Here is a 13,565-nt window from a genome sequence, read left to right on the forward strand (position 1 = left end):
GCGCGAGGAGTGAGCTTGCGAGCCCCGCAGTCGCGAACGAAAGGTGGGCTCGGTGAGCGCGAGGAGTGAGCTTGCGAGCCCCGCAGTCGCGAACGAAAGGTGGGCTCGGTGAGCGCGAGGAGTGAGCTTGCGAGCCCCGCAGTCGCGAACGAGAGGTGGGCTCGGTGAGCGCGAGGAGTGAGCTTGCGAGCCCCGCAGTCGCGAACGAAAGGCTGGATCAATGACCGAGCTGCGGATCATGCGGGGCCGGGAGTGGGCTCGCCCGATCCGGCCGGCGCGGCGTGAGGTGCTCAGCGCCGTACCCGAGGTCGAGGAGGGGCGTCCGCCGCTGCTCTTCGTTCCCGGGTTCGGCCATGGCGCGTGGGCGTTCGCGGAGCACTGGCTGGGCCACGCCGCGTCGCGGGGCTTCCCGGCGTACGCGCTGAGCCTGCGGGGGCACGGCGGCAGCGAGCCGGCGCCGGAGGCGACGCTGCGGGCGTACGCGCACGATGTGACCCAGGTGGCGGCGGGCCTGCCGCGCCAGGCGGTGCTGGTGGGGCACGGCGCCGGGGCGCTCGTCGTGGCGCACGCGCTGGCGCGCTACCCGGCGCGCGGCGCGGTGCTGGTGGCGCCGGTCTTCGGCGGCTGGGGGGTGCTCGGGGCGGCGGTGCGCCGCAACCCGGCCGGGACGCTGCCGGCGGTGTTCGGCGGACCGCTGCGGCTCAGCCGCGCGCAGTTGTTCAGCCGGGAGTTGCCCGACGAGGACGCCCGACGGCACGTGGCGCGACTCGGCCGGGCCGGTCGGCGCGCGCAGTGGGCGCTGCTGGGTGAGCCGCAGGCCGAGCCGGCCGTGGGTGAGCCTCCGGTCCTGGTGCTGGGCAGCCCGGACGACCGGGTGGTGCCGGCGTCGGCGTTGACGCGGATCGCCCGCCGGTACGGGTCGGCGCCGCTGCTCTTCCCCGGCATGGGGCACGACCTGATGCTCGACGCGCGCTGGGCCGAGCCGATAGACGCGATCCTGGACTGGCTGGAGAAGGAGCCCACCGGGCGGTGAGCGCCGGTCAGCCGCCGGTGTGTTGGGTGGCGATGGTCGCCCGGGTCGCCGGACGAGGCACCCGGGCGGTGCCGTCGGTGCTGGTGAGGCGGCCGACCAGCGCGCCGGTCTCGTCCAACGCGCTCAGGTAGGAGCGGGCCCAGGCGCGGATGTCGTGCTCGTGCAGGTGGGCGCGCATCGCCCGCATCCGGGCGGTGGCGTCCGCTGGGTCGGCCCGCAGCGCCGTCCGCAGCGCCTGCTTGAGCCCTTCCAGGTCGTGCGGGTTCACCAGGTACGCCTGGGACAGCTCGGCGGCGGTGCCGGCGAACTCGCTGAGCAGCAGCGCCCCGCTGTCGTCCACCCGCGCGGCGACGTACTCCTTGGCGACCAGGTTCATCCCGTCGCGCAGCGGGGTCACCGCCATCACGTCGGCGACCCGGTAGAGCGCCGCCAGCTCGGCCCGGTCGAAGGGCTGGGTGAGGTAGTGGATGGCGGGCTCACCGACCCGCCCGAACTCGCCGTTGATCCGGCCCACCTCGCGCTCGATGCGTTCGCGCAGGATCTGGTACTGACCGACGCGTTCCCGGCTCGGCATGGCGACCTGGACGAGCACCGTGTCGCGGACCTTGACGTCGCCGCTGGCGATCAGCTCGCTGTACGCCTTGAGTCGCTGCTCGATGCCCTTGGTGTAGTCCATCCGGTCCACGCTGAGGATGACCTGCCGAGGGTCGCCGAGGTCCTGGCGGAGGCGGCGGGCGCGGGCGGCCACGTCGGGGCGGGCGGCGAGGGCGGCCATCTCGGCGGTGTCGATCGAGACGGGGAACGCGCCGATGCGGACCACCCGGTCGTCGATCCCGATCCGACGGTCGGTTGCCGGCAGCTCCAGTACGCGGGTGACCAGTTGGGCGAAGTTGTGCGCCGCCTGGGCGCGCTGGAAGCCGACCAGGTCGGCGCCGAGCATGCCGCGCAGCAGCTCGGCCCGGCGCGGTAGCTGCATGAACAGCTCCGGCGGCGGGAACGGCACGTGCAGGAAGAAGCCGATACGCAGGTCGGGGCGCAGCGCGCGCAGCAGCCCGGGTACGAGTTGCAGGTGGTAGTCCTGCACCCAGACCACGCCACCCGGCTCGGCCACCTCGGCGGTCGCCTCCGCGAACCGCTGGTTGACCCGTTGGTACGCCTCCCACCACCGGCGGTGGTGCTCGGGTTGCTCGACGGCGTCGTGGTAGAGCGGCCAGAGGGTCGCGTTGGCGAACCCCTCGTAGTGGTCGCGCAGGTCCTCCTGGCTGAGGGCGACGGTGTGCATGTGGACGCCGTCCACGTCCGGCAGGGCGGGCGCGGAGCCGGTGCCGCCGGCCCAACCGACCCAGATCGCCGGGGTGTGCCGCAGGAGCGGGTGTAGCGCGCTGACCAGCCCACCGGGGCTGCGCCGCCACTCGCAGGCCCCGTCGGGGGCCTGGTTGTCGTCGATGGGGAGGCGGTTGGCCACCACCACGAGAGAGCTCTTTCGCATCTCGGGCATTCCGATCAGCAGAGGACTGACCGCCACGAGCAAGGAAAAACCGGTCAGTCAGCGGGGGAAGTGACGTGCAGCGGTATTCCTACTGACAGTAAGTTACACCACTGTTACGCCCAGAGTGAGGGCGGTCGTGTCCCGCGATACGGGCCGGGTTGGGCCTGCTTCATAAGGGCGGCCGAGCCGAGGCGGAGTCCGGGCGGCGATCCGGCAAGGCGCGGTTGGGTCCGGATACCGATGTTGTATCCGGACCCAACCGCAACGCCGCCGGTCGTCGTCCGGGCCCGCCGCAGGCCGGCCAGTTCTTATGAAGCAGGCCCTAGACGACCGCGCCGTTGTCCGGGTCGTCGTCTTCCTCGTCGCCGGGCCGCAGCCGCCAGATGAGCGTGACGAATCCGGCCAGGATGCCGGTGAACCCGAACAGGGTGACGGCCGAGCGGTCCACCGGGAGCAGCGACGGGAAGAGGAAGAGCACGAACCCGACGACCACCGCGAGCGCGCCGACGACCGCGTACTTGGAGACGCGGGGTAGCGGTGGCGGCGGTGGCGGGTGGTAGGTGTCCTCGTCGTCGTCCGGCAGGTCGGCGCCGAAGGTGTCCAGACCATCGAGCAGCGACGGCTCGTCGTCCCGCGTGTTGCGGCCGACCGAGATGCCGGAGAAGTCCGTCGCCGACGGCAGCCGACGGACGTCGGTCGCGGTCGGCCCGGCCTCGTCGGCGCCGGAGCGGGCGAGTGGTCCGGCGGTCGGCTCGTCCCGGGTGTCCTGGTCGTCGCGTTCGTCCACGTCCTCCGCGGCCGGCCACGGCCGCTCGTCCGTGCTGGGGGAGGTGCTGTGGAAGCCGGCCACGATCCGGGCCCACTCGGCGTCGATGTCCGGCTCGTCGCGGGCCGGTGGCTGCTCCGGGGCGCTCTCGTCGGCGAGCTGGGTGAGGTAGTCGCGAGCGGTCCTCAGGTGCGAACGGTCGACGTAGAGCCGGTCGACCGGGCGGGCCGGGACGGTGGTGGTGCGGGTGACCGGGTTGAGGTCGGCCGACGGTTGCAGGTAGGCGGCGATCCCCCCGGCGGCCAGGACGTCGAGCAGGTGCTCGCCGACGCGCGGATCGACGTCGCCGACCACGGCGTACTCGCTCGCGTCGAGCCCGTTGTCCCGCCGTCCCCGGCGGGCCCCACCCGCTGACACCCGGCAATCCTCCTCAACGCGCCCTGCGGCGCGGCCACCCTGCCCCCTCGACGCCCGTCCGCACGCCGTGCTCTGAATCGTGACACGTCAGGGGCCGGTTCCGGGAGTGCGTTGTGTCGCGTCTTGGAAACTCAGGGGCGCTCCCGCTGGTCACGGCCGTGGCTCTTTGTCCGTTGTTGCGCGAGACGTGCTATCTCGATGATCGCTTTCGACCGCATGGCGCGCTGGTGAGCTGCGAGGTTCGCGCCCCTGGGGCGGAACAACCCTCGCGTCGCGCGCAAGGGTCCGAGCAGTTTCCCTGTTGTTGCTGCCTGCGGCGTCCGGGAAGCAGCATCAACGCTGATGTTGTGCGGATCTCCGCGCGCCTGTCCGGTCCGCTGGTCGTCGGCAGGAGGCGCGGCGTGCCGAGGTGGGCGTCCGTCCGTTGTGGTGCGAGCGCTCGCTTCGTAGGCTCGTCGGCGACGCGCCCGGCGCTGTCGTGGGCCCCCTCGGAAAGGACGCCGGTGCTCTACTGGCTGTTGAAGCACGTGATCCTCGGTCCGCTGCTCAAGCTGATCTTCCGGCCGCAGGTGGAGGGGTTGCACCACGTGCCGGCGACCGGCCCGGTGATCCTGGCCAGCAACCACCTCTCCTTCTTCGACTCGATCTTCATTCCGTTGATCGTCTCGCGGCGGGTCACCTTCGTCGCCAAGGCGGAGTACTTCACCGGCAAGGGGATCAAGGGCTGGTTCATGAAGATGTTCTTCGTCGGCACCGGCACGATCCCGGTGGACCGCTCCGGCGGCGAGGCCGCCCGCGCCGCTCTGGACACCCAGTTGCGGGTGCTGCGTGCTCAGGGGGTGGCCGGCATCTACCCCGAGGGCACCCGCTCCCCGGACGGGCGGCTCTACCGGGGCAAGACCGGCGTGGCCCGGCTCGCCCTGGAGAGCGGGGCGGTGGTGGTGCCGGTGGCGATGCTCAACGCCGACGAACTCCAGCCGCCCGGCAGGCTCATCCCGAGGATCGGCCGGGTGCGGGTCCGCTTCGGCGTACCCCTGGGCTTCTCCCGCTACGCGGGAATGGCCGGCGATCGGTTCGTCGAGCGTGCGGTCACCGACGAGATCATGTACGAGTTGATGGAGCTCACCGGCCGTGAGTACGTCGACATCTACGCGCAGAAGCTCAAGACGCCGGTGGCCGCCTAGCCTAGGCCGTGCGTCAGCAGGCGACGGCCGGCCCGGTCGGGCTGACCGGCCTCCCGGCCAGCGCCAGCAGGCCCGGGGCGTCGTTGCGCAGCGCGAAGGTGCGGACCTCGGCGCGCGGCGCTCGTGCGCCCGCCGGGTCACCCGCACGGCTCAGCTCCGCGGCCGCCAGCGCCAGCGCCAGCACGCGGTCGCTCGTGTCCGGGATCCGTCCGTACGTCTCGGCGGCGGCCAGGTGCAGCTCGGCCGCCCGTCGGTGGTCGCCGTCGGCCGCCGCCACCGCAGCCGTCACCGTGCGCAGCGCCGCCTCCGACCACGGCGTCCGATGTCCGACCCGGTCGAGCATCGCCCGGACCCGCACCGCGGCGTCCCGGCCGGCCAGGGCGCCGGCGTACGCGGCCGCGGCGATCCACTCGCCGCTGGCGAGCGCCGGCACCTCCGACCAGGAGCGCTCCAGCTCGTCGATCAACTCCGCCGCCTCGGCGTGGCGCTCCTGCAACGCCCGGCACAGTGCCGCCATGCCCAGCATCGTCCAGCGCAGGCGGTGGAAGCCGCTGCGCCGGGCGGTGGTCAGCGCGTCGACCAGGTCGGCCGGGTCCTCGTCGTCGCGCAGCACGAGCAGGCAGCAGCGCAAACCCCGCACCTGCATGTCCCAGCTGCCGGTCGGCGTGTCCACGAACGCCTCCGCCGCGGCGAGCAGCCGGCCGAAGTCACCCTCGAACCAGGCGCGCATCGCCTCGGCCGAATAGCTGGTGGTCAACGTCTGCCCGCTGGCCGTACGCGCCGGCGCGGCCGAGAGCAGGGCGTTCGAGCGCAGCCAGTCGCCCTCCTCGCGGATGGCCCAGGCCAGGTTCTGGGTGGCCCGGGGCAGCGCGAGCAGCTGGCCGGCCCGGCTGAACTCGACGATCGCGTGCAACTCGTCCAGGCCGACCCGGTCGCCGGCCTGGTAGCGGGCGGTGGCCGCGGTGATCCGCGCGTTGGTGCGGGTCTCGGTCAGGCCCAGCCGCTCCGCGATCTCCGCCGCCGTGTCCGCCGCCGACACGGCCGGGTCGCGCTCGTAGTTGAGCATGTGCAGGCGGCCCAGCTCGGCGTACGCGTCGGCCTTCTGCGGGCTGTCCGGCAGCGGCTCGAAGAGCTGCACCGCCCGGTCCAGGCAGGCCAGCGCCTCACCCCGCTCGGCGCGCAGCCACGCCGCCTGGCCGAGCAGCGTCCACGCCCGTGCGGCGCAGGCGTCGTCGCCGTGCGCCGCCAGCCGGTCGGCCAGCGCGTGCACCTGCTCGGTCCCGCCGCCGGAGAGGAACGCGTTGCCGTCCCGGTAGAACGAGATCTCCGTACTCAGCAGCTCCAGTTGCAGCCGGCCCACCGGATCGCTGTCGTCGGCCAGACCCAGCGCCCGGCCCGCGTGGCTCGCCGCCGCATCCAGCCCGTGCAGGGCGTACGCCCGGCGGGCCGCCCGGTGCAGCGCCTGCCGCGCGGGCCCCGCGTACCGCTGGATCGCCATGCCGAGGGACCGCGCGATCTCGTGGGCCGCCCAGCGGTGGTGAGCGAGGACCTCGGCCAGGTCGGTGTCGCGGCTCTGCGACAGCGCGTCGAGCCAGTCCGCCGCCCGCTCGTGCCGCGCCACCCGCTCGGTTCTCGGCAGCCGCTGGTAGCAGACGTCGCGCACCAGCACGTGCCGGAACCGGAACTCGGCCTGCCCGGCCATGGTCGACGCGGCCTGCTCGTGCACGAAGTCGCGCTGTTCGAGGCGGCGCAGCGCGCGCTCGACCGACTCGACCGGCTGGCCCAGCGCGGCGGCCACCGCGCCCGGCCAGAACTGCACCCCGACCACCGAGGCGGCGAGCAGCACCGCCCGGTCCTTGGCGTCCAGCAGGTCGACGCGGTTGGCGATCACCGCGTGCACGCTCTCCGGCATGGTCAGTTCGAGCTGCTTGTCCAGCGACCAGCCCCGCCCGGACTGGCGCAACGCGCCCTGCTCGATCAGCATCCGGACGTACTCGTGCGCGTAGAGCGGGTTGCCGCCGGCCACCTCGATGAGCGGCGTCAGCATGTCGGCGGAGAACGCCGCCTGGCCGAACAGGTGGGCGTACAGGGCGGCGATGCCGGTGTCCCGCAGCGGCGGCAGGGTGATGGTCACCGAACCCGTGATCGTCCCGGCCCAGCTCGGGTCCCGGTCGACAAGCTCGGGGCGCGCGGTGCAGAGCAGCAGCAGCGGCACGTCGCGGGCGGCCGCGCCGAGCAGCTCCACGAAGCGCAGCATCGCGTCGTCGGCCCAGTGCAGGTCCTCGAAGACCAGCACGGTGGGGCGGCGGGCCGCCAACGCCAGCAGGAAACGTCGCCACGCCGACTCCGCCTCCTCCGCCGGCAGCGGCGTACCGGGCAGCCCGACCAGTGGGCGCAGCGCGTCGACCACCCGGTCGCGTTCGCCCGGCCCGATCAGTTCGCCGACCGCGGCGCCCAGTCGCTGGGCCGCGCTCGCGGCCGGGTCGGTGTCCAGGATGCCGGCCTCGGACTTGACGATGTCGGCGAGCGCGGCGAACGTGACGTTCTCCCCGAAGGGCGGACAGCGCCCCGTCCGCCAGGTCAGCGGCTCGTCGACCAGCCGGCCGGTGTGCCGGTACAGCTCGCGCAGCAGCCGGCTCTTGCCGATCCCGGCCCGGCCGAAGATCGTCACCACCTGGGGCAGTTGGTCACGCAGAGACCGGTGCAGGGCGTTGACCAGCATGCCCAGCTCGTGCTCGCGGTCCACCAGGGGCGTGGTGTCCGGCTCCCGGTCGGTGGGCTGGCGGCGCACCGGAGACAGGGCGAGCCACACCTCGGTCGGCGACGACCGGCCGCGCAGGGTGACCGGGGGCTGCTCCTCGTAGCGGATCGCGTCCTTGGTCAGGGCGTGCGTGGTGCCGCAGACCAGCACGCCTCCGGGCGGCGCGACCGACTGCATCCGCGAGGCGGTGTTCACCACGTCGCCGGCGACGATCGCCTGCCCGCCGTCGCGGGCGGCGGCCACGTCGACCAGGGCCTCGCCGGTGGCCACGCCCACCCGGAACCGCATCTCGGTGCTGCCGGTCGGCGCGAAGCGGGTGAGCACCCGTTGCAGTTCCAGCCCCGCCCGGACACAGCGCAGCGCGTCGGTCTCGGTGGCGATCGGCGCGCCGAAGAGCGCCATCACCGCGTCGCCGATGTACTTCTCCACCACCCCGCCGTACTGGCCGACCACCCGGCGGGCCGCCGAGAAGAAGCCGGTCTGCATGCCACGGACCTGCTCCGGGTCGGCCCGCTCGACGTACGGGGTGAAGTCGATGAGGTCGACGAAGAGCACGCTCACCCGCCGGCGGTCCTCCTGCGGGGCGAGCGTGGCGGACCGGTCCGTGCCCGGTCGGGGAGACCCGCAGGAGGTGCAGAACGCGACGTCCGAGGCGAGAGGACGCAGGCAATGTGGGCAGACGGCACCCAGCTCGGCGCCGCAGCCACCGCAGAAGCGGTCACCGTCGGCGGCCGTGCGTCCACAGCGCCCACACTGCGCGGCGATGACACACCCTCCACTGGCGATACCGGCCGGCGCCCCCCAGCGCCGTCACCCACAAGGAGTATCGCCGTCGGACGGGCTGTCAGGTACCGGCCTGTTGGTTTGTGGACAGTCCACCAACGGTCTGACCGACTACATTCAGTCCGCCACATATTCGATCAGCGACCAGAGGGGGACAGGTCAATGGTGTACGTCAAGCTGGAAAGTGACTGGACCGACGGTAACGGCGTCGATCACTCGGCGGGAGAGTCGGTGGACGTCGACGCCGCCACGCTCGCCACGTTGCAGGCCGAGGGCATCGTCAGCGAGCAGTCCGGCGCGGGCGGCGACAGCAAGGGCCCGAACAAGTGGGCCGGTCCGGGCAGCCCCGGAGTCTGAACCAGGCGTCGATGACACGACGGAACGGCCGGGCCGCCCACGGGCGACCCGGCCGTTTCGGATGTGCGGGCCCCGCGCTGCCCCCGCCCGGGGGTGGCGAGTCGGTTCAGCGGTCGTTCATGCCGGCGCGGCGGCGCAGCGCGGCCACGTCGGTGACGACGATCCGGCGGCCCTCGGTCCGCAGCCAGCCACGACTGGCGAAGGAGCCGATGGCCTGGTTGACGCTCTGTCGGGAGCCGCCGGCCATCTCCGCCAACTGGCTCTGGTTGAGCTCGATCGTGATCATCGGGGCCTGGCTCTCGCCGGCCAGCCGGACCAGCGTCTTGGCGACCCGGCCCGGCAGGTCGAGGAAGACGTGGTCGGCGTTCTGCTCGGTGAGTCGGCGGATCAGCCCGCCCAGAGACCTCATCACCGCGTCCAGGATGCGCGGGTTGGAGTGCACCAGCTCCATGAACGCGCCCCGGGAGAGCGCGAGCGCCGCGCAGTCCTCGATGGCCTCGGCCGACGCGGACCGCGTGGAGGCGTCCAGCAGGGAGACCTCGCCGAGCACGTCCGGCGGACGGATCACCGACAGCACCGCCCGTTCGCCGGTCGGCGCGGTGCGGAACACGGCGACCGCGCCGCGGCGCAGCACGATCAGCGACTCGCCCGGGTCGTTCTCGACGAAGAGCAATTGACCCTTGCGGTAGGTGCGCGGAACGGCGGCTGCGATGACACGCTGGCGCACCTCGGGCTCCAGCCCGGCGAACATCTCGACACCTGTGAGCGCGTCACCCGGCTCCGGCAGGCGCATCTCCACGGCCCAACCCCTCCCCGGTCATGGACCACACAATCGCTCACCGGGTGAACCTGATGGCCCTGACGAGGTGAACTGACGCCGGTTCGGCATCCGGTAGCGGTACACATCAGATCATGACGGTCCGGTCGCTTGCTGTACACCCCTCGAAGCACTTCCGTGACCGTCGCGAGCTGCGGCGTACCCCCTGGGTCGTCGCCGCAGCGGCGTCGGCGGCCCGGGTCGCCGCTGGCCCACGGCGGACCGGCCGGGCTCGCACCCGGCCCCGCCGCGCGCCGACGGACGGCGGTGGGTGAGGATGTCCGGAATGGTCTACCGCTACTTCTACGACTGCGAGTTCATCGAGGACGGCCGGACCGTCGACCTCGTCTCGATCGGTGTCGTCGACGAGTACGGCCGCGAGTTCTACGCGGTCTCCACCGAGTTCGACGACTCCCGTGCCGTGCCCTGGGTACGGCGTAACGTGCTGGACCGGCTGCCGTCGCCGGCCGACCGGGCCTGGCGTTCGCGGGAGCGCATCCGCGACGACCTGTACGACTTCCTCATGGAACCGGTCCGGGACCGGCCGGGTGAGCAGTTGGAGCTGTGGGCCTGGTACGCGGCGTACGACCACGTGGTCCTCGCCCAGCTCTGGGGGGCGATGCCGGCGCTGCCCCGGGAGATCCCCCGGTTCACCAAGGACCTGCGGCAGCTCTGGGACGACCGGGGTCGGCCGAGCCTGCCGGACGCGGACGCGGCCCGGCACGACGCCCTGGTCGACGCCCGGCACAACCTGGCCCGCTGGCGGGCGATGACGACGCGCTGAGCGATGGTCATACGTCTGTAGGTTTGACCGGTTCTGTCCTGGGCAACGGTTCGACAGCCGAGCCGAGGGAGACCGCCATGAGCAATGATCCGACCAGCGTCGCCGACGGCCGGGCGCGGGTCACGGAGCTGATCCGCGCCGCACGGATCTGCATGCTCACCACGATCGGGCTGGACGGGCGGCAGGTGAGCCGGCCGATGGGGCTGCAGGAGGCGGACTTCGACGGTGACCTCTGGTTCTTCGCCTACGCCGACTCGGCCAAGATGCGCCAGGTCCGGGTGAACCCGGAGGTCAACGTCGCCTTCTCGGACCAGAAGAACAACGCCTGGGTGTCGATCTCGGGCACCGCCAGTGAGAGTTCCGACACCGAACGCGCCAAGCGGCTGTGGAATCCGCTGCTCAGGGCCTGGTTCCCGGACGGGCTGGACACGCCCGGCCTGACCCTGGTCAAGGTGCATGCCAGCTCCGCCGAGTACTGGGACTCGCCGAGCAGTGCCGTGGTCAACCTGCTCGGCCTCGCGAAGGCCGCCGTCACGGGCCGTCCGCCGTCGGCCGGGGAGAACCACGAGGTGACCTACTGAGCCGTCGCCCCCGGGGCGCTGTCGTCGCGTGGTCAGGTGCGACTACAGTGCGCAGTGACGGCCCGCCCCGGGCCGGCAACGGCGCCGATGGTCTGACCTGACACATATCCTGGGGCATATCGGGCTTTACCTGATGCTCCAGGAGGATGAGCGGATCATGCGTATCGGCGTGCTCACCGGCGGCGGCGACTGCCCGGGTCTCAACGCGGTCATCCGGGCGGTGGTCCGCAAGGGCGTCGCCACTTACGGTCACGAGTTCGTGGGCTTCCGGGACGGTTGGAAGGGCCCGCTGGAGGGTCTGTCCCGCCCCCTCGGCATCGCCGACGTGCGCGGCATCCTGCCCCGCGGCGGCACCATCCTCGGCTCGTCGCGCACCAACCCGTTCAAGATCGAGAACGGCGTCGAGCGGATCAAGGACAACCTCGCCGAGCAGGGCGTGGACGCGCTGATCGCGATCGGCGGCGAGGACACCCTCGGCGTGGCCACCAAGCTCTACGAGCTGGGCGTGCACGTGGTCGGCGTGCCGAAGACGATCGACAACGACCTCGGTGCCACCGACTACACCTTCGGCTTCGACACCGCGGTCAACATCGCGATGGAGGCCATCGACCGCCTGCACACGACCGCGGAGAGCCACCACCGCACCCTGGTCGTCGAGGTCATGGGCCGGCACGCCGGCTGGATCGCCCTGCACGCCGGCCTGGCCGGCGGCGCCAACGTGATCCTGCTGCCCGAGCGGCAGTTCGACGTCGAGCAGGTCGCCGGTTACGTCGAGAAGCGCTTCCAGCACCAGTACGCCCCGATCGTCGTGGTCGCCGAGGGCGCCCAGCCGCTCGACGGCCAGATGGTGCTGCACAACCAGGAGCTGGACTCGTTCGGCCACGTCCGTCTCGGCGGCATCGGCCAGTGGCTCGCCGAGCAGCTGGAGGCCAAGACCGGCAAGGAGGCCCGCACCGTGGTGCTGGGTCACATCCAGCGCGGTGGCACCCCGACCGCCTTCGACCGGGTCCTCGCCACCCGGCTGGGTCTGCAGGCCATCGACGCGGTCCACGACGGCGACTGGGGCAAGATGGTCGCGATGCAGAGCACCGACATCGTCCGGGTGCCCCTCGCCGAGGCCACCCGTGAGCTGAAGACCGTGCCGCTGGAGCGGTACGAAGAGGCCGAGGTCTTCTTCGGCAGCTGATCGACGGTAGGCGGCGCGGCGAGCCTGCGGGCCCGCCGCGCCGCGACCCGACCTCAAGGGGGTACGGCCCAGATGTCAGCCGGGGTGCACACGGTCGCGGTGATCGGGGCGGGCAAGATCGGCGAGCTGATGCTCTCCGGCCTGCTGCGCTCCGGATGGCCGGTGGAGAGGCTGCTCGCCACCGCCCGCCGACCCGCCCGCGCGCAGGAGTTGACCACCCGCTACGGCGTCCGCGTGGTCGACAACCTGACCGCCGTCGACGAGGCCGCGGTGCTCGCCGTGTCGGTCAAGCCCCAGGACGCCGCCGCGCTGCTGGACGAGATCGGCCCCAAGGTGCCCGCCGGCAAGCTGGTCATCTCGCTCTGCGCCGGGCTGCCCACCAGCTTCTTCAACCGCCGGCTGCCCGAGGGCACGCCGGTGGTCCGGGTCATGACCAACACGCCGGCGCTGGTCGACGAGGCGATGACGGCCATCTCCGCCGGGGCGTACGCCACCGGGGCCCACCTGAGCCTGGCCGAGGAGATGTTCAAGCCGCTCGGCCAGACCATCCGGGTGCCCGAGTCGCAGCAGGACGCGGTCACCGCGCTCTCCGGCTCCGGCCCGGCCTACTTCTACCTGCTGGTGGAAGCCATGATCGACGCCGGGATCCTGCTCGGGCTGCCCCGCCAGGTGGCGCACGAGCTGATCGTGCAGACCGCCATCGGCTCCGCCGTGATGCTGCGCGACTCCGGCGAGCACCCGGTCAAGCTGCGCGAGGCGGTCACCTCGCCGGCCGGCACCACCATCTCCGCGATCCGCGAGCTGGAGAAGCACGGCGTCCGCGCCGCACTGCTCGCCGCGCTGGAGGCGGCCCGGGACCGCGCCCGCGAACTGGCCGCCCAGGCCGACTGACCGCGGCGCGCGGGGTCCCCGCGGCCGGGTGGGTGCCGCATACTGGCGGCGTGTTCACACTCGCCCAGGCCCGGCACCTGGTGGCCACCCTCCAGCCGCGTGTCGACGAGCTGATCCGCATCCGCGCCGACCTCGCCGAGCTGCGCGTCGACCTGGCCGACCACGGCGTCAGCTCGCTCGGCGGGATGGCCGAGGTCAAGGGGCTGGAGGCCCGGCTGCACGCCGTCGTCGACGAGCTTCACCAGCACGACATCCAGGTCAAGGGCATCGCGCCGGTGCTGCTCGACTTTCCGGGCGAGCGCGACGGCCGCGCCGTGCTCTGGTGCTGGTTGGAGGGCGACTCCGACGTGCGCTGGTACCACCGCGCCGAGTGCGGCTTCGCCGGCCGTCGCCCCCTCTGACAGTCCCGCGCCGCCGAGCCGCGCCACCGGGGTGTTGATCAACTGGGGTGCACGGAAACCGCGGTGTCCGCTTGCGTCGGATGCCGCGATTCCCTGGAACCCGAGTCGATCAAAC

The 13,565-nt window shown here is 72.5% G+C and carries 12 protein-coding genes; 8 read left to right on the forward strand and 4 right to left on the reverse strand.

Annotated features, from left to right (window positions below; all coding sequences use genetic code 11):
* Positions 1-220 precede the first annotated feature (220 nt).
* Positions 221-1,033 (forward strand): alpha/beta fold hydrolase, encoded by an 813-nt coding sequence (locus tag ABZU91_RS09455; protein WP_355236502.1) that lies wholly within the window; start codon positions 221-223, stop codon positions 1,031-1,033.
* A gap of 7 nt (positions 1,034-1,040) precedes the next feature.
* Here the strand turns inward: ABZU91_RS09455 and ABZU91_RS09460 are convergent, their stop codons facing one another.
* Together ABZU91_RS09460 and ABZU91_RS09465 are read right to left on the reverse strand one after the other, a co-directional pair.
* Entirely contained in the window at positions 1,041-2,522 is a 1,482-nt protein-coding gene (locus ABZU91_RS09460; RefSeq protein ID WP_355236505.1) for a trehalose-6-phosphate synthase, read from the reverse strand.
* A gap of 322 nt (positions 2,523-2,844) precedes the next feature.
* A complete protein-coding gene (locus tag ABZU91_RS09465; protein WP_355236508.1) occupies positions 2,845-3,705 on the reverse strand; it encodes a DUF308 domain-containing protein in 861 nt (286 codons plus the stop codon).
* Between the two features lie 503 nt (positions 3,706-4,208).
* Between ABZU91_RS09465 and ABZU91_RS09470 the strand changes: the two genes are divergently transcribed.
* Complete coding sequence (locus tag ABZU91_RS09470; RefSeq protein ID WP_355236511.1) at positions 4,209-4,889, forward strand: lysophospholipid acyltransferase family protein; 681 nt, start codon at positions 4,209-4,211, stop codon at positions 4,887-4,889.
* A gap of 13 nt (positions 4,890-4,902) precedes the next feature.
* On the opposite strand, the gene ABZU91_RS09475 is transcribed toward ABZU91_RS09470, so the two are convergent.
* Complete coding sequence (locus ABZU91_RS09475) at positions 4,903-8,436, reverse strand: adenylate/guanylate cyclase domain-containing protein (protein WP_355236978.1); 3,534 nt, start codon at positions 8,434-8,436, stop codon at positions 4,903-4,905.
* Between the two features lie 159 nt (positions 8,437-8,595).
* Here ABZU91_RS09475 and ABZU91_RS09480 point away from each other — a divergent pair, with 159 nt between their 5' ends.
* Complete coding sequence (locus ABZU91_RS09480) at positions 8,596-8,790, forward strand: hypothetical protein (RefSeq protein ID WP_355236514.1); 195 nt, start codon at positions 8,596-8,598, stop codon at positions 8,788-8,790.
* Positions 8,791-8,896: 106 nt separating this feature from the next.
* Here ABZU91_RS09480 and ABZU91_RS09485 read toward each other — a convergent pair whose 3' ends face one another.
* Positions 8,897-9,589 carry a Crp/Fnr family transcriptional regulator gene (locus ABZU91_RS09485; protein WP_007463121.1) on the reverse strand — a complete coding sequence of 231 codons (693 nt, stop codon included), beginning with the start codon at positions 9,587-9,589 and terminating at the stop codon, positions 8,897-8,899.
* A 304-nt stretch (positions 9,590-9,893) separates the two neighbouring features.
* On the opposite strand from ABZU91_RS09485, the gene ABZU91_RS09490 reads away from it, so the two are divergent.
* From ABZU91_RS09490 to ABZU91_RS09510, 5 genes are all read left to right on the forward strand, one after another.
* Positions 9,894-10,391, forward strand: coding sequence for a polyadenylate-specific 3'-exoribonuclease AS (locus ABZU91_RS09490; RefSeq protein WP_355236981.1), 498 nt, complete (start codon positions 9,894-9,896; stop codon positions 10,389-10,391).
* Between the two features lie 77 nt (positions 10,392-10,468).
* Complete coding sequence (locus ABZU91_RS09495) at positions 10,469-10,972, forward strand: pyridoxamine 5'-phosphate oxidase family protein (protein ID WP_355236517.1); 504 nt, start codon at positions 10,469-10,471, stop codon at positions 10,970-10,972.
* 157 nt (positions 10,973-11,129) lie between these two features.
* Positions 11,130-12,158, forward strand: coding sequence for a 6-phosphofructokinase (locus ABZU91_RS09500; RefSeq protein ID WP_355236984.1), 1,029 nt, complete (start codon positions 11,130-11,132; stop codon positions 12,156-12,158).
* Between the two features lie 72 nt (positions 12,159-12,230).
* On the forward strand, positions 12,231-13,049 hold the full coding sequence (gene proC / locus ABZU91_RS09505) for a pyrroline-5-carboxylate reductase (RefSeq protein WP_355236520.1): 819 nt from the start codon (positions 12,231-12,233) through the stop codon (positions 13,047-13,049).
* Positions 13,050-13,099: 50 nt separating this feature from the next.
* Positions 13,100-13,450 carry a DUF2203 domain-containing protein gene (locus ABZU91_RS09510; protein ID WP_355236522.1) on the forward strand — a complete coding sequence of 117 codons (351 nt, stop codon included), beginning with the start codon at positions 13,100-13,102 and terminating at the stop codon, positions 13,448-13,450.
* Positions 13,451-13,565 lie beyond the last annotated feature (115 nt).

This window comes from Micromonospora sp. NPDC005174, assembly GCF_040608495.1.
In the GTDB taxonomy this organism is placed as follows: domain Bacteria; phylum Actinomycetota; class Actinomycetes; order Mycobacteriales; family Micromonosporaceae; genus Micromonospora.